Source organism: Vreelandella sulfidaeris Esulfide1, from assembly GCF_054072535.1.
Genome location: NZ_CM133364.1, coordinates 4200534 through 4215308 on the forward strand (window position 1 = coordinate 4200534; position 14775 = coordinate 4215308).

The window sequence follows — 14775 nt, forward strand, 5'->3', positions numbered from 1 at the left end:
GCGACAATGTACCTATGGGTGAAGGCTATTCACTTAATGGCAGTAGTCACGTGGTTCGCCGCGCTGTTTTATTTACCTCGGTTGTATGTTTATCACGCCACAGCGCGTGATAACGGCGATGCACAAGCGATCACTTATTTCAAAACGATGGAGCGTAAGCTTTACCGTGGGATCATGACACCCTCCATGATTGCGGTACTTATTTTTGGTGGCTGGATGCTCTATCTAGTGCCCGAATGGTTTAGCCAGGGCTGGATGCATGCCAAGCTGGCGCTAGTGATTCTGCTCATCGCCTATCATCACGTTTGTTTAATTTACTTAAAGCAGTTTGCCCAGGATCGCTGCACCAAGGGCCATGTGTTTTTCCGCTGGTTTAACGAGGCGCCAGTGATCGCTCTGGTAGCCATTATCCTGCTTGCCGTTGTGAAGCCCTTTTGATGCGCCAACCCCTTCCTCCCGTCGTGTTAGTACTCGCTGGGCACGATCCGACCGGTGGCGCAGGGTTAGTGGCTGACAGCGAAGCTATCGCTGCCTGTGGTGGCTGGGCGGTGACGATTCCCACTGCGCTGACGGTACAGAATTGCCATAATGTCACGCGAGTGATCCCCGTCGATCCTACCGTAATGCGTCAAATGGCTGAGGTACTTAGCGAGATGCAGGTGGCGGCAATTAAAATTGGCTTGCTCGCGGATGAAGCGACGCTGCGCGCTGCGGAACAAATTATCCGCCGTTTTCCGGGGGTTCCCGTCGTCGCGGATCCGGTTTTTAAGGCGGGGGGCGGAGCTGAGTTATCCACACCCGCGTTACGTCAATTATTTATTGATCGTTTACTACCACTTGTGGATATCTTAACACCCAATCGCGCGGAGCTTTCCCAACTTGCCCCAGACATCTTCACACCTTTCGATGATACAGCCCGCGCGGTGACGCTAATGTCACAAGGGTGCCAATCCATTCTGGTGACAGCCACTGACGACCCCCTGCCCGGCAATGATCAGCAGGTAGTGCATACCTTGCACTCGCCAGAGGCCACCCGCCAGTGGCAATGGCCACGTTTGCCAGAGCGGTTTCATGGTTCTGGCTGTACGCTGTCATCTGCCATTGCAGCTCGTCTGGCTGTTGGTGAGCGCTTGCTTACAGCATGCGAGCAGGCGCAGCACTTTACCTGGAAAAGTCTGTCACAGGGTTTCCAGCCGCCTAGTGGCCAGTGTTTGCCAAACCGTGTTTCACGGGTTGTCCATTTTTAATCCTTCTTCTACTTGCCCTTGACCGAGAGGATGCCATGACCACATCAGCTGAACTGTTTGATCTTGCCAGCCGCCATATTCCGGGCGGGGTGAATTCACCCGTCCGGGCATTTAAAGGTTTACATCGCCCGCCTATCTTTGTGGAGCGTGCTCAGGGTGCCTTTTTATTTGACGTCGAAGGTAATCGGTACGTGGATTATGTGGGTTCCTGGGGACCGATGATCACTGGACATGCGGACCAGGACGTATTGGCCGCGGTGCGTGCACGGTTAGATAATGGTCTTTCATTTGGTACCCCCACCGCAGTGGAAACCACCATGGCAGATTTAATCTGCGAGATGATCCCTTCCATGGACATGGTACGCATGACCAGCTCGGGCACCGAAGCGACCATGTCGGCGATTCGCTTGGCGCGAGGCACCACTGGCCGCGATAAGATCGTTAAGTTTGAAGGTAATTACCATGGCCACTCCGACTCGCTGCTGGTAAAAGCCGGGTCGGGTGCGCTCACTCATGGCGAGCCTAGCTCACCGGGCGTGCCGGCTTCGCTGGCTGAACACACCATTACGCTGTCGTTTAATGACCCGGAAGGTGTAGAAGCGTGTTTCGCCGAAATCGGTGATCAGATTGCCTGCATTATCGTGGAACCCGTTGCCGGTAATATGAACTGCATTCCACCGCAGCCGGGGTTCCTGGAAACGCTGCGTCGGGTCTGTAATGAGCATGATAGCGTGCTGATTTTTGATGAAGTAATGACCGGTTTTCGTGTGGCGCTGGGCGGTGCCCAGGCACATTACGGTATAACGCCCGATCTCACCTGTCTGGGTAAGATTGTAGGCGGTGGCATGCCGGTGGGGGCATTTGGTGGTAAGAAAGAGATAATGCAGAACATTTCACCTCTTGGGCCGGTATATCAAGCGGGCACGTTGTCGGGGAACCCATTGGCCATGGCGGCGGGCGTTGCGCTGCTTACCAAGCTAAAGGTGCCGGGTTTTCATGATGCGCTAACTCAGCGGGTTAATACGCTATGTTCCGGCCTTCAGGAACGTGCCAATGCCGCAAGGGTGCCCATGATCACGCAATCAGCAGGCGGCATGTTTGGACTCTTTTTTACCTCTCAAAGCCGTGTGGATAACTTTGCCCAAGCTACGGCCTGTAACCCGGATGCCTTCCGCCGCTTCTTTGGCGCAATGATTGATCACGGCGTTTACTTGGCGCCTTCTGCCTATGAAGCGGGCTTTATGTCTAGCGCACATACCCCAGAAGACATCCAGTTCACATTGGACGCAGCGGAAAAAGCCTTTGCAGTGATGTAACGGCAAGTCCCTCAGAGCCCACTATACTGCAAGAGCCGCTCACTACGAGCGGCTCTTTATTTAGGTAAGAGTCATAAACATGAAAAGGCTAACAGCTTGGCGATGCGTGTTCTGTACAGTGGGCTTGCTCGCTGGCTTCCCCCTCTCTGCACAGTCGCCCCAGGAGCAGAATATGACCCAGATCCATATCACCATGAGCGGCTCGCCAGGTGCAGAATTTTCTGCCCACTGGCGCATCATCCACGAAGGTGAAACCACTGAACACATTGAAGAACGCGGAACAGTGCCAGCAGAATACACGTTTACCGGTACTGAGCTTGAGGGCACCGTGAAGCTGCTAAGTAACGACGAACGGCTAGAAGTAGATATCCAAAAAGGCAGCAATCGCTCAAGTTCGTCGACTCAGGGGACTGGAGGTACATTAACAGTGATGATCCGTTAACGAGTGATTATATAACCAAGCTGCCCTCTGTAAGGGCGGCTTGCTAGCATTCATTATTAAGTTAGTTTAATAATTGTTTTTTGTACATTAGTTTTTATTGTATTAGTGGTTTTTTGTGCTACGTTCGGCTTCGATGTTGGGTAGAATTGGCCCAAGATTTTGGTGAATCCAATTTAACGCTTGAATGCGATTATGGACGTTGATTTTCCGAAATATATTGTATAAATGTGATTTTACGGTGTGCTCACTGACAAATAGCTTTTCTGCTATTTGCTGGTTTGACGAACCATTACTTAACAAAGAAATTATTTCCATTTCGCGGTTAGTCAGCCCACAAGCTGGGCGAAAGGCGTTGCTTTGGTATTTCCGATAAAAAAGGATCAAGCGAGCCATCAAATCACGCGACATCCAAAGCTCGCCATCTAATAAGGCATGGATACCCTTACAGATCACCTCTAGACTTTCGTTGCGGTAAAATACCCCTTTCAACTGAGCACTCGAAAGCGCTTCTAACGCGTGATCCATATCACGTATATTAATGGCTGCCAGTGGGGCTTTAGTCAAAGCCTCAGGAAGCTGCTCTTGCCATTCCGGTAGTGCTTCAACACCGATATGATCAATGTCAATCAGAATCAGTGCACGCCCTTCAACAGAAGTAGGTAGCGGAAGATTAGGCGAGTAAGTATGGACCGGGCAGCCAGTGTGTTCTTTTAGGTATTCAGCAAATAGCTGAACTTGAGGGCTTTTTTCGGTGACAATATATACTGTGCCAGTAGTTTTTTCTTGCGACATTAAAAAGGTCCTCATGAAAAGGAGAGTCAGCAAATGATCTTCATAGTGTTACCTATTAGGCACTGTTCGTAAAGTTTTGTTATATAAATCCTACGAAAGTAAATGTTATTACTATATAATTTATGGTTATATGTATTTTATACTATTGATATTATTAATTATATTGAGCTAATGAAAAGCGGTTTAATATGTAATAATTACTTTACGTTACTTTTCATCTCTTTCTGATACGTTCAATGAGCGCGTAAACTGTTGCTCTATTGTTTGGAGTGCGTGTCATGACAGCTGTAAACACCCTTGTTCTTGCCAGCGGAAATGCAGGTAAGCTAAGAGAATTCAATGAATTACTTTCCCCACTCGGCTTCGATGTTCGTCCTCAAGCAGATTTTGGTGTCAAGGAGGTCGAGGAGACTGGGCTCACATTCGTTGAAAATGCACTATTAAAAGCTCGTGAAGCGAGCCTTGTCAGTGGGTTACCTGCTCTGGCAGACGATTCAGGGCTCGAAGTAGATGCATTGAACGGCGCACCGGGTATTTATTCGGCGCGGTACGGTGGTGAGCCAAAAAGTGATGAGAAAAATAATGAAACGTTGTTAGCCGCACTTAGTGATTATGCTGAAGGGCAACGCAGTGGCCGGTACTGGTGCGTGCTGGTCTATTTACGCCATCCGAAAGATCCTGTACCGATCATAGTGCAGCGCAACTGGGAAGGTGAAATTCTTGCTCACCCGAGGGGGGAGAAAGGCTTTGGCTATGATCCGCTTTTCTGGTTACCTGAGCAGGGGATGAGCGTTGCAGAGCTGCCAAGTGAAAGTAAAAACCGCCTTAGTCATCGTGGACGAGCGCTTCAAGGCTTGGTGGAAAGCCTGAAGGTGGCGCATGGCTGATACGCTACCGCCTCTTTCACTTTATATTCACACCCCTTGGTGTGTACGCAAATGCCCCTACTGTGATTTCAATTCTCATGAGCCAGGGACGCACGGTTTTACGCCTCGAGAATTGCCTGAAACCGCCTATCTTGATGCGTTGTTACAAGACCTGGATAGCGATCTAGCCCTAGCGGCTGGGCGGGAAATTCAGACCATTTTTATCGGGGGTGGGACACCCAGCCTACTGTCGCCCAGTTTTTATGATCGTTTATTGAAAGAGATTAAAGCCCGTTTGGTTTTTGCTAGAGACATCGAAATCACGTTAGAGGCTAATCCTGGCACTACTGAGCAGGCGCGTTTTACGGGTTACCGGAATGCAGGCATTAATCGTTTATCGTTAGGTATTCAAAGTTTTCAACCTGATCAACTTCATGCGCTTGGGCGTATTCATAGCGGTGACGAAGCGATTACTGCAGTAACACAGGCGCGCCAGGCTGGCTTTACCAATATTAATATTGACCTTATGCACGGTTTACCCGACCAAACGCCCCAATTGGCTATGGATGATATTGCTCAGGCGTTGGCATTGGCACCGGAGCATCTGTCTTGGTACCAACTTACTCTTGAACCGAATACTGCCTTTCACTCCCACCCACCGACATTGCCTGAAGAAGAGGCGCTTTGGGATATCCAGGACAGCGGTCATCAGCTTTTGGAGCAGGCCGGGTTTAAGCGCTACGAAATTTCAGCTTATGCCACCGCAGGTCATCAAAGCCGACATAATCTTAATTACTGGCAGTTTGGTGACTACCTTGGAATTGGCGCCGGTGCCCATGGCAAGCTTAGTCATATTGATTTATACGGCGAATGGCACATTGAGCGGCGCTGGAAAACTCGACAGCCAGATGCTTATTTAAAGCGCAAGGATGATTTGCGAGGCTTTGTAGCGGGTAAGCAGTTTATAAAAGCAGAAGAACTGCCGCTGGAGTTTGCTATGAACGCTCTAAGGCTCACGGAAGGGGTCACGCTTGATACCTGGAGCGCTAACAGCGGACAGCCCACTGGTATGTTACTGGCACGTTTACAATCTGCCGAGAAAAAAGGACTTTTGATGCAAATGCCTGAAAAATTACGTGCATCGCCTCAAGGTCTATTATTCTTGAATGAGTTGCTGGCTTTAATTAGTGAAGATTGACCAGTGATGAATAAATAGATGTTCCGAGCACAAACAAGGAGTGAGTGATGCGTATTTCTCGACTACTGACACCGCTGGCAGCCGCTATTTTATTAGCGGGTTGCGCTACATCGGACCCATACGGTGGCCAAACGCAGCGCTCTAGCACCGCGATGGGATCTGGGATTGGTGCCGCCGTCGGTGCAGCAGCAGGCGCGCTGTCTGGCGACGGTAGCACCAGTCGTCGCGACCGTGCCTTAATTGGCGCGGCCGTTGGCGCTGCAGCCGGTGCAGGCATTGGCGTCTATATGGATCGTCAAGAGCAGCAACTGCGTGAAAACTTGCAGGGGTCACGCATTGAAATTGATCGCCGTGGCGACGATATCGTGCTCAATATGCCTAGTGGCGTCACCTTTGGTTTTGACTCAGCTGACCTTACTAGCGAGGCGCGCGGTTCTCTAAACGAAGTCGCTAACGTTCTCTCCGAGTATCAAGATACACGCGTCAGTATTGCTGGCCACACCGATAGTACAGGTGATGCCAGCTACAACCAGCGCCTTTCTGAACGCCGTGCCCAAGCAGTCGCGAGCTACCTCTCACAGAACGGCGTTTCATCCACGCGTCTGAATACCTCGGGCTATGGTGCTACCCAGCCAGTGGCGAGTAATGATAATGAACAGGGCCGTGCCCAGAACCGTCGAGTAGAAATTACCTTAACCCCAACCGGCGACGGGCAAGGTTGATACTCTATTGAGTTAATCTAGCTATTACTGCTTAAAGCCCGCTATGCTTTCATAGCGGGCTTTTTTATTCACACGCCGATGAGTCTCTATGCTGTCGTACCAACATGCCTACCACGCAGGTAATTTTGCGGATGTACATAAACATCTGACGCTTTACGCGGTGATTGATTATCTATTACGTAAAAAAACGGCTATTACATATATCGATACTCATGCGGGTCGAGGGCTTTACCCTCTGGACGCTCAAGAGACTCAACGCTTGCAAGAGTATCGCGAGGGCGTATGGCCGCTGTGGCAGCAGCGTGAACGGCTTACCGAAACGCTACTCACCTCTTGGCTAAGCGCCATTGCCGGCGCACAGTCAGATAACCATGAATTGACGCACTACCCAGGTTCTCCCTGGTGGCTGAGCCACTCACTGCGTGAGCAGGATCGACTGCGCCTTTATGAGCTTCATCCTGGCGAGCACCAGCACTTGAACGCCCAGGCGCTCCCCATGCAGGCCGAGCGCGTGTATAGCGACGGGCTGGCAGGGCTAACCGCGATGCTGCCGGTGGCCACGCCCAGGCTTTGTGTATTGATTGACCCAAGCTTTGAGCGCAAGGCGGAATATCAGGAGGTTGCCGATGCGGTTACCTATACACTGGAAAAGGCCCGCCACGGCGTGGTGTTGATCTGGTATCCGCTGCTGCCCGCTGGCCATCATCACGTTTTGTTGGATGCGTTAAAAGCGAGCGGCATACGTAAGATATGGCGCAGCGAGCTGTTACTGCGTGAACCCGATGCGCAGGCTCACGGCATGTACGGTAGCGGTATGCTGGTGATTAACCCACCCTGGGGGCTAGATGAGCGTCTAGCTGCCGCCATGGCGGAGGTAACTCGCTGCCTTGGGGATGAAAGCCGCTTTGAAGCGCAGTGGTGGGTAGAGGAGTAGCGGGGCCTTTAGCTAATCCAAGTCAAAGCGTTGGGCTAAATGACGTCAAGCGTGGTTTTGACCCGGTCCAGCACAACGATCGTTCTGAACCATTTGACGTTGGGATTACGGTGAAACAGCCTGTCACAGATGTCTTGAAACCGGCTCATGCTGGGCACCAGTAATACCAGCATAAAATCGGCCTCACCGGTAACGTAGTAACACTGCTGAATTTCAGGCCCGGAAAAGCGGGCCTTGAGCAGTTCCAGATCAGTCACGTGGGTTTTATCCGCCTGTACTTCGACCAGGATAGTGATCACCTGACCCAGTTTGTCGGGATCAAGGATCGCGACATTAGCTTGGATATAGCCCTCTTTCTTGAGCTTCTGTATGCGCCGTTGCACGGACGCCGTCGATAGATGGACCGTTTCAGCCAGCTCGCGAAGGGGCGCCTGGCAATCCTTCTGCAAAAGCTTAAGCAGTGAGCGGTCAAAATTATCCAGTGTCATCAAGGCAGCCAAGTGAGAAAATTTATCGCTGGCGGTAGGTAATACAAGCGCCTTTATCAAGTGTACTGCAATAAAATATCGCTAAATTTATCTGACTAGAAGCGGTTTATGCGCACTGATTCCACTACGGCATTTGGCGTCACGTTGAATGTGATTGCCTCCATTCTTTTCGCGTTATTGTTTGCCTATACCCCTTTGTTGTCAGCCTTGATGGGCGGAGAGATTTACGGCTGGCGCATGGGCGCATGGTGCTGACTTTTCCTTGTTTGACGCTTTTTATCTTGTTCAGAGGGTATTGGCCACAAGTGGTGGCTATCTATCGGCGCCTGTTTGGCGAGCGTTACTTCTGGCCCACGCGCTTGCTGTCGTCTTTCATGCTAGGCGTACAGCTATGGTTATTTATGTGGGCACCGGGTAATGGCTATGGGCTTGCCGTCTCGCTGGGCTATTTCATGATGCCGATCGCCATGGTCATTGTTGGACGCATCGCGTTTCAGGATCGTATGTCGCGCTTTCAGCAGATTGCCTGCTTGCTAGCTGTATTGGGCATTTTAAATCAGTTGGCGATATCCCAAACCCTGGCCTGGCCGACATTGGTGGTGTGCGTGGGCTACCCTGTCTATTTTTGGCTACGGCGTAAAACGGATACCAATAATATTGGTGCGCTCTGGTTTGATATGCTGCTTAGCCTGCCGGTGAGTGGTTACTTTATTCTTCAGGGTGGCTATGTCATCGGTGAACTGACGGCCAGCCTTCATATTGTCTGGTTAGTGGCGGGCATGGGGCTGCTTAGTGCTTTAGCGCTTGGGTTTCAGGCGCTCTCTGCACCCCTGCTTAATCTGAGCCTGTTCGGCTTACTGGTGTATGTCGAACCCGTGCTGTTGCTCGCGGTGTCCCTCTTGCTGGGCGACGTTATCAGCCCGGCTGAGTGGCCGACGTATATTGCTATCTGGCTGGCCGTCGTGGTGCTTTTGCTGGAAGGTCTTCGAAGTTTAAAAAGACAGCGGGCCGAGCGTACAGGTGCGTTAACAGCGTCATCCGTTAAGTATTAAACGTTGAGCAAACTGGTTTATTAAAATGATTCATGTTGATTCAAGAAATGATCACTTTAATGCATGCAGTTGATAGCGGAGTATAGCCCTTATGACGAGCCGCTAAATGTAACGATGGAGATGTTGGATGAGCCTGAATGTCGCCCCTTTCCGAGCCGATGTCGTTGGTAGTCTTTTACGCCCTTCAGCGATCAAGCAAGCCCGCCTGGCGTATCAGTCAGGTGACTTGAGCGCGCCCGAGCTTAGAAAAGCAGAAAATGATGCCATTCGCCACGCCGTGCAAAGCCAGTGCCAGTGCGGCTTGAACGTCGTCACTGACGGTGAATTTCGGCGTGCCTGGTGGCATTTTGATTTCTTTGAGGGTCTTGAGGGTATTGAAGGGTACGATGCCGAGCAGGGTATTCAGTTTGCCGGCGTACAGACCAAATCGCGCAACGTGCGTGTGACGGGCAAGCTGGGCTTTGGCAACCATCCAATGCTTGAAGATTTTACCTTCCTTGCCAGCGTTGCCGAGGGCGCCATGCCCAAGATGACTATCCCCAGCCCCAGCGTGCTGCATTTTCGGGGTGGCCGTGGGGTAGTCAGTGAAGAGGCTTATCCGAACATCAATGTCTTCTTTGCCGACTTGGCAAACGTTTACAAAGAAGCAATCAACGCCTTTTATGCCGCTGGCTGTCGCTATCTTCAGCTTGACGATACCGTGTGGGCGTATCTGTGTTCACAAGAGCAGCGCGCCCTGGTGATTGAACGCGGAGAGGATCCGGATCATCTTGCCCGCGTGTACGCCCAGGTTATCAACCAAGCGCTTGAGGACAAGCCGGATGACTTGGTAGTGGGAATGCATGTATGCCGGGGCAACTTCCGCTCAACCTGGATATCCGAAGGTGGTTATGAGCCGGTCGCCGAGCTGCTGTTTGGTTCGGTGAATATTGACGCCTTCTTTCTGGAGTACGACTCGGATCGTGCCGGAGACTTTGAGCCCTTGCGCTTTATCAGGCCGGGCAATCAGAAGGTAGTGCTGGGGTTGATTACCACCAAGACGGGGGAGCTTGAAGACCCGGAAGAGATCAAGGCCCGTATCCATGAAGCGGCCCGATTCGTGAGCCTTGATCAGTTATGCCTGAGCACGCAGTGTGGCTTTGCATCGACGGAGGAGGGCAATGCGCTAACCGAAGAGCAGCAGCAGGCCAAGCTTGAACTGGTCGCTCAAATTGCACGTGACGTGTGGGACGAGCAACACTCTTAGCGTTATTGATAATCGTTGGCCTGGGGCGATGAGTTAAGTGAGTGGTGAGTTACACCCCTCATATCGCCCCTTGGCATGCTATTTCCCGATACAGAAGCTACCGAAAATCTCACCAAGCAAATCATCGGCGCTGAATTCGCCGGTAATCTCGCCCAATGCCTGCTGAGCGTCGCGCAGATCTTCTGCCAGCAGCTCTCCTGCGCCGTAGCCGTCTAATTGGGCGCGGCCAGTATTGAGCGCTGCCATGGCGCGATCAAGCGCGTCCAGGTGTCGCCGACGAGCAGAAAAGCGGCCTTCGGTTGTAGCGGCAAAGCCCATCACGTCCTTCAGATGCGCTTTTAAGTTATCCACACCCTCTCCGGTTTTAGCGGATAAACGCACGGTCGGTGGGACAGTGGATAAATCAAGTTCTGCCGGTTCCGCGCTGGTGTCAATTTTATTGCGCACTAACGTCAAGCGCTGTTGGTCGGGCAGGCGCGCAACAAACTCGGGCCAGATGGCCATGGGATCGGTCGAGTCGGTGATGCTTGCGTCAACCAACAGCAAAACCCGATCCGCTTTTTCTATTTCGGCCCAAGCACGGGCGACGCCGATCTTCTCAACGGCATCGGGCGTGTCGCGCAGGCCTGCAGTGTCGATGATATGCAGCGGCATACCATCAATGTGAATATGCTCGCGCAGCACATCCCGGGTAGTGCCGGCAATGTCCGTGACAATGGCGGTGTCCTGCTCTGTGAGGGCATTGAGTAGGCTCGATTTGCCAGCATTGGGTCGTCCTGCAATCACCACGCTCATGCCTTCACGCATCAGTGCCCCTTGGCCTGCCGCCTGGCGTACGTCGCTTAACGCTTGCTGGACGCTGCTTAGATGTTCGGCCACGTGACCATCGGCAAGGAAATCGATTTCCTCTTCAGGAAAGTCGATCGCCGCTTCAACATAAACGCGTAGCTCGATTAGCCGCTGCCGCAATGCTGAAACGCGCTTCGAGAACTCACCCTGTAGCGAGCGCACAGCATTTTCCGCCGCAGAGCGAGAGGTGGCATCGATTAAATCGGCGATGGCTTCTGCCTGGGCCAGATCGAGCTTATCGTTCAAAAACGCCCGTTCGGAAAATTCTCCCGGCCGCGCTAGCCGAGCGCCGAGTGACACGCAGCGCTCCAACAGCATATCCATGATAATGGGGCCGCCGTGCCCCTGGAGTTCGAGCACGTCTTCACCGGTAAACGAGTGGGGGCCGTTGAAGAGCAGGGCGATACCTTCATCAATACTGCCCTCAGCGCCCAGGAAGCGCCCGTAGTGAGCGTAGCGGGGAGCAGGGCAATGCCCAATCATGGCTTGGGCGATTTCCCGGCAGGCGGGGCCAGAGACACGGATAATCCCCACCCCACCGCGACCGGGTGGCGTCGCCAGTGCCGCAATCGTGTCAGGCGTATAGAGGCGTTCGGCCATGGTCAATCTCTTTATAAATGGCGGATAACGAAGTTGATCGGCCTAGTGTGAATTTGTTGGGTTTAAAACGCCAGACCCCCGCTCGGGGCGGGGGTCTGAAGGCGTCGATCTACATGGCAGGCTACTTCGTTTTAACTACTTGGTCTTCATGCCTTTGCCGATGGTCGGATCATTCTCGATTTTGCGCGTAATGTAATACTGCTGTGCTACCGAAATGATGTTGTTGACCACCCAGTAGATGACCAGGCCGGCCGGGAACCACAGGAAGAAGAAGGTAAAGATGATAGGCAACATCTTCATTATCTTCGCCTGCATAGGATCCGGAGGCGTCGGGTTCAACATCTGCTGAACGAACATCGAAATGCCCATCAGGATTGGCAGGATGAAGTATGGATCCTTCACCGATAGATCCTGAATCCAGAAGATAAACGGTGCGTGGCGCAGCTCAACCGATTCCAGCAGCATCCAGTAGAGAGCGATGAAGACCGGCATCTGAATCACAATAGGTAGACAGCCCCCCAGCGGATTGATCTTTTCCTTCTGGTAGAACTTCATCATCTCTTGCGACATTTTTTGCCGATCGTCGCCATACATCTCTTTCAGGCGCTGCATTTCCGGACCGAGTTTACGCATCCGACCCATGGATTTATAAGCTTTGGCCGAAAGCGGGAACAGTACCGTTTTGACCAGTACGGTTAGCAGGACGATCGACCAGCCCCAATTACCAACCACATCGTGGATTTTATCCAGTAACCAGAAAAGCGGGTTAGCGATAAACCACAGCCAGCCGTAGTCCACGGTTAAGCGAAGGTTGGGCGCGACTTGCTCTAGGTAGTCTTGCACCTTCGGGCCCATGTAAAGGGTGGCACCTAATGTGGCTTCGCCTTCCGCCGCAATACTGTTAGTGGGACCCGCAAAAGCGACAACATTTCGATCACTTGAGTCGGTGGTAACGTAGTAGAGGTTTTGCTGATCCTGCTGAGGCGCCCATGCCGAGACAAAGTAGTGCTGGATAATCGCAATCCAGCCACCTTGTGCTTCGCGATTTTCAAAGTTACTGCCTTGAATATCCTCGAAGTCGATCTTCTCGTAGCGTGCATCCGGCGTTGAGTAAGCGGCACCCAAATAAGAATTCATACCCATTGAAACGCCACTGGACGGGTCCGGGCTACTATCACGCGCTAACTGGCCAATAAAGCGTGCACTGACTGGCGCATCGGTATTATTGGCTAGATAGTAATTGACGTCGACCGCATAGCTTCCACGCTCAAACGTAAGGCGCTTAGTGACCTCAACGCCGTTAACGTCGGCGGTTAGGTCAACGCTTAGCTCTTCATCGTTATCGCCTAAACGATACTCTGTCTTTTCAGGCGTAAACGCTATGCGACTTGCCTGTCCATCGAGCTGTAGGCCTGAGCGAGCGACGTAGCTACGGTTGCTGTTATCCGACAACAGAACATAGTTACGCTCGGAGTCGAGAGATAGTTTGTGCTGCGGTAACGCGGCATAAACAATATCGCCACCGTGTGGATCGATGCGTACATCCAGGACATCAGTCGTCACGGCAATGAAGTCGCGACTTGATGTCTCGCTTTCAGTATCGTCAGGAATACCTTCTCCAACGGCATTTTGCGGTGAAGAGGTGCTTGGAACGGTCAAGTCACCGTCTCCATCTTCAATATCCCGGGAAGGAGCCGGGTTGCTGCGTTGAGTTGTCTCGGGCACTGAATCGTAATTCGGCTGCCCGTAATCCTGATTCCACTGGACGACTAGCAAGTACGCAAGCACGGCTAGTGGAATCAGTAATAAAAGTCGTTTTACGTCCATGAGGGTTCTGCCCGCTGGGTGGTGAACATGCTAATGGCGCAGTGCCTTTTGCTCGACCCTTGACACACGAAAGCCTGCCAGGCGGCAGGCCGAGGTCGAGCGGTGAGGTGTGCACCAAAGGTCACGTGTCACGCGCTGACGTTGCTACTGCGATCACCGTCGGTGCGTCACGCTGCAGTCGCTTCCACATACCGTGTAACTGGCGATGCAAGGTGTCGTTATCGATGTCCTGAACACCGCGCTTGGCAAGCACCACGATATCCACAGAGGGTAAGTGATCTTGACGAAGACGGACGGATTCCCGAACGAGACGCTTGAAGCGGTTGCGATCTACGGCGCGTTTGACATTTTTCTTGCTGACTATTAATCCAAGGCGGGGATGCCCCCGTGTACTCAAGCGGACTAACGCCATCATACCTTTGCCATGCACTTTTAGATCAGCTTGCTCAAATACGTGACTAAAATCCCCAGCATTTAGTAACCGTAATTGCCGGGGAAAGCCTTGCTGCGGCACACGCAATCCGAGATCAGGCGCTCAGACGCTTGCGGCCCTTGGCACGGCGACGTGCGAGGACGGCGCGACCGTTTTTGGTTGCCATACGAGCACGGAAGCCATGCGCGCGCTTGCGCTTGAGAACGCTAGGTTGAAAAGTGCGTTTCATAACTCGTTATTCCCACGTGGTTTAGGACGGAAAATGAATTCCAAAAAGCCCGGTCCAGTGAGGAACTAGCCGGGGAGATTCAATTCAAGACCGGAAATTGTAGAGACTTCCTCTGCTGGGTGCAATTTTTCCTTGCATAAAAAGCTTCCCCGCGCCGTAGCGATCCGTTTGGCGTACTGGTAAGCACCGCTCTTGGCTATGTCTATTATTACTAATAGGTATTTCTAAACCTGTTGTTATTAATAGTGGGGATACTATTTGTGGATAAGATGATTTATTTTCTAATTTTCAATTGCCTATGTATATAAAAAATCTGTGTGTAAGTCTCGTATAAGCGGTCCAAAAGGTGTTGGCTAGGTGTGGTTAAACTTCTAGAAAAGGGCATTGTGAAAAATTGTCCCCTTTCCTCCACACGGTTTTCCCATAGGCTCATGTCAAGTTGTCCACAGGCCAGTATTGAGGGCTAAACCCGTGTGGATAACCGAGGCTTTGGGCGCTACAATGGTCGACCGTTTTCAACCGATGGTGAGAAGA

At 51.9% G+C, this 14775-nt stretch carries 17 protein-coding genes; 11 read left to right on the plus strand and 6 right to left on the minus strand.

Annotated features, from left to right (window positions below; translation table 11 throughout):
- Positions 1 to 6 precede the first annotated feature (6 nt).
- The 4 genes from hemJ (at position 7) to ACW44H_RS19550 (ending at position 3005) form a co-directional block, all read left to right on the plus strand.
- Positions 7 to 438, plus strand: coding sequence for a protoporphyrinogen oxidase HemJ (hemJ, locus tag ACW44H_RS19535; RefSeq protein WP_113270209.1), 432 nt, complete (start codon positions 7 to 9; stop codon positions 436 to 438).
- Positions 438 to 1247 carry a bifunctional hydroxymethylpyrimidine kinase/phosphomethylpyrimidine kinase gene (gene thiD / locus ACW44H_RS19540; RefSeq protein WP_457506117.1) on the plus strand — a complete coding sequence of 270 codons (810 nt, stop codon included), beginning with the start codon at positions 438 to 440 and terminating at the stop codon, positions 1245 to 1247. The genes hemJ and thiD overlap by 1 nt, the downstream gene beginning before the upstream one ends.
- Before the next feature lie 35 nt (positions 1248 to 1282).
- Positions 1283 to 2563 carry a glutamate-1-semialdehyde 2,1-aminomutase gene (gene hemL, locus ACW44H_RS19545; RefSeq protein ID WP_457506118.1) on the plus strand — a complete coding sequence of 427 codons (1281 nt, stop codon included), beginning with the start codon at positions 1283 to 1285 and terminating at the stop codon, positions 2561 to 2563.
- 172 nt (positions 2564 to 2735) lie between these two features.
- A complete protein-coding gene (locus ACW44H_RS19550) occupies positions 2736 to 3005 on the plus strand; it encodes a hypothetical protein (protein ID WP_457506119.1) in 270 nt (89 codons plus the stop codon).
- Positions 3006 to 3107: 102 nt separating this feature from the next.
- Here ACW44H_RS19550 and ACW44H_RS19555 read toward each other — a convergent pair whose 3' ends face one another.
- The gene (locus ACW44H_RS19555) at positions 3108 to 3797 is read right to left on the minus strand and encodes a LuxR C-terminal-related transcriptional regulator (RefSeq protein WP_457506120.1); all 690 of its coding nucleotides are present in this window, start codon (positions 3795 to 3797) and stop codon (positions 3108 to 3110) included.
- Positions 3798 to 4075: 278 nt separating this feature from the next.
- Between ACW44H_RS19555 and rdgB the strand changes: the two genes are divergently transcribed.
- From rdgB to ACW44H_RS19575, 4 genes are all read left to right on the plus strand, one after another.
- Positions 4076 to 4684, plus strand: a complete 609-nt coding sequence (gene rdgB / locus ACW44H_RS19560) for an RdgB/HAM1 family non-canonical purine NTP pyrophosphatase (RefSeq protein WP_457506121.1) — start codon at positions 4076 to 4078, stop codon at positions 4682 to 4684.
- The gene (hemW, locus tag ACW44H_RS19565; RefSeq protein WP_457506122.1) at positions 4677 to 5861 is read left to right on the plus strand and encodes a radical SAM family heme chaperone HemW; all 1185 of its coding nucleotides are present in this window, start codon (positions 4677 to 4679) and stop codon (positions 5859 to 5861) included. Before rdgB ends, hemW begins: the two co-directional genes overlap by 8 nt.
- A 47-nt stretch (positions 5862 to 5908) precedes the next feature.
- Positions 5909 to 6583: an OmpA family protein gene (locus ACW44H_RS19570; protein ID WP_113270215.1), complete on the plus strand. Its 675-nt coding sequence runs from the start codon at positions 5909 to 5911 to the stop codon at positions 6581 to 6583.
- Between the two features lie 88 nt (positions 6584 to 6671).
- A complete protein-coding gene (locus tag ACW44H_RS19575) occupies positions 6672 to 7517 on the plus strand; it encodes a 23S rRNA (adenine(2030)-N(6))-methyltransferase RlmJ (RefSeq protein ID WP_457506123.1) in 846 nt (281 codons plus the stop codon).
- A gap of 35 nt (positions 7518 to 7552) precedes the next feature.
- On the opposite strand, the gene ACW44H_RS19580 is transcribed toward ACW44H_RS19575, so the two are convergent.
- Entirely contained in the window at positions 7553 to 8005 is a 453-nt protein-coding gene (locus tag ACW44H_RS19580; protein WP_113270217.1) for an Lrp/AsnC family transcriptional regulator, read from the minus strand.
- Positions 8006 to 8113: 108 nt separating this feature from the next.
- Between ACW44H_RS19580 and ACW44H_RS19585 the strand changes: the two genes are divergently transcribed.
- From ACW44H_RS19585 to ACW44H_RS19595, 3 genes are all read left to right on the plus strand, one after another.
- The gene (locus ACW44H_RS19585; RefSeq protein WP_457506124.1) at positions 8114 to 8260 is read left to right on the plus strand and encodes a hypothetical protein; all 147 of its coding nucleotides are present in this window, start codon (positions 8114 to 8116) and stop codon (positions 8258 to 8260) included.
- Positions 8251 to 9057: an EamA family transporter gene (locus ACW44H_RS19590; RefSeq protein WP_457506125.1), complete on the plus strand. Its 807-nt coding sequence runs from the start codon at positions 8251 to 8253 to the stop codon at positions 9055 to 9057. The genes ACW44H_RS19585 and ACW44H_RS19590 overlap by 10 nt, the downstream gene beginning before the upstream one ends.
- Before the next feature lie 127 nt (positions 9058 to 9184).
- The gene (locus tag ACW44H_RS19595; RefSeq protein WP_457506126.1) at positions 9185 to 10303 is read left to right on the plus strand and encodes a cobalamin-independent methionine synthase II family protein; all 1119 of its coding nucleotides are present in this window, start codon (positions 9185 to 9187) and stop codon (positions 10301 to 10303) included.
- A 78-nt stretch (positions 10304 to 10381) separates the two neighbouring features.
- Here ACW44H_RS19595 and mnmE read toward each other — a convergent pair whose 3' ends face one another.
- The 4 genes from mnmE to rpmH form a co-directional block, all read right to left on the minus strand.
- Positions 10382 to 11752, minus strand: coding sequence for a tRNA uridine-5-carboxymethylaminomethyl(34) synthesis GTPase MnmE (gene mnmE / locus ACW44H_RS19600; protein ID WP_457506127.1), 1371 nt, complete (start codon positions 11750 to 11752; stop codon positions 10382 to 10384).
- A gap of 135 nt (positions 11753 to 11887) precedes the next feature.
- Positions 11888 to 13579, minus strand: coding sequence for a membrane protein insertase YidC (yidC, locus tag ACW44H_RS19605; protein WP_457506128.1), 1692 nt, complete (start codon positions 13577 to 13579; stop codon positions 11888 to 11890).
- 121 nt (positions 13580 to 13700) lie between these two features.
- The gene (gene rnpA / locus ACW44H_RS19610; RefSeq protein WP_457506129.1) at positions 13701 to 14093 is read right to left on the minus strand and encodes a ribonuclease P protein component; all 393 of its coding nucleotides are present in this window, start codon (positions 14091 to 14093) and stop codon (positions 13701 to 13703) included.
- 13 nt (positions 14094 to 14106) lie between these two features.
- A complete protein-coding gene (gene rpmH, locus ACW44H_RS19615) occupies positions 14107 to 14241 on the minus strand; it encodes a 50S ribosomal protein L34 (protein WP_008959105.1) in 135 nt (44 codons plus the stop codon).
- Positions 14242 to 14775: the final 534 nt, after the last annotated feature.

Bases quoted from the DNA above. Each gene is read 5' to 3' on its own strand.
- hemJ (WP_113270209.1), top strand. From the start codon at position 7: ATGTACCTATGGGTGAAGGCTATTCACTTAATGGCAGTAGTCACGTGG.
- thiD (WP_457506117.1), top strand. From the start codon at position 438: ATGCGCCAACCCCTTCCTCCCGTCGTGTTAGTACTCGCTGGGCACGAT.
- hemL (WP_457506118.1), top strand. From the start codon at position 1,283: ATGACCACATCAGCTGAACTGTTTGATCTTGCCAGCCGCCATATTCCG.
- ACW44H_RS19550 (WP_457506119.1), top strand. From the start codon at position 2,736: ATGACCCAGATCCATATCACCATGAGCGGCTCGCCAGGTGCAGAATTT.
- ACW44H_RS19555 (WP_457506120.1), bottom strand. From the start codon at position 3,797: ATGTCGCAAGAAAAAACTACTGGCACAGTATATATTGTCACCGAAAAA.
- rdgB (WP_457506121.1), top strand. From the start codon at position 4,076: ATGACAGCTGTAAACACCCTTGTTCTTGCCAGCGGAAATGCAGGTAAG.
- hemW (WP_457506122.1), top strand. From the start codon at position 4,677: ATGGCTGATACGCTACCGCCTCTTTCACTTTATATTCACACCCCTTGG.
- ACW44H_RS19570 (WP_113270215.1), top strand. From the start codon at position 5,909: ATGCGTATTTCTCGACTACTGACACCGCTGGCAGCCGCTATTTTATTA.
- ACW44H_RS19575 (WP_457506123.1), top strand. From the start codon at position 6,672: ATGCTGTCGTACCAACATGCCTACCACGCAGGTAATTTTGCGGATGTA.
- ACW44H_RS19580 (WP_113270217.1), bottom strand. From the start codon at position 8,005: ATGACACTGGATAATTTTGACCGCTCACTGCTTAAGCTTTTGCAGAAG.
- ACW44H_RS19585 (WP_457506124.1), top strand. From the start codon at position 8,114: ATGCGCACTGATTCCACTACGGCATTTGGCGTCACGTTGAATGTGATT.
- ACW44H_RS19590 (WP_457506125.1), top strand. From the start codon at position 8,251: ATGGTGCTGACTTTTCCTTGTTTGACGCTTTTTATCTTGTTCAGAGGG.
- ACW44H_RS19595 (WP_457506126.1), top strand. From the start codon at position 9,185: ATGAGCCTGAATGTCGCCCCTTTCCGAGCCGATGTCGTTGGTAGTCTT.
- mnmE (WP_457506127.1), bottom strand. From the start codon at position 11,752: ATGGCCGAACGCCTCTATACGCCTGACACGATTGCGGCACTGGCGACG.
- yidC (WP_457506128.1), bottom strand. From the start codon at position 13,579: ATGGACGTAAAACGACTTTTATTACTGATTCCACTAGCCGTGCTTGCG.
- rpmH (WP_008959105.1), bottom strand. From the start codon at position 14,241: ATGAAACGCACTTTTCAACCTAGCGTTCTCAAGCGCAAGCGCGCGCAT.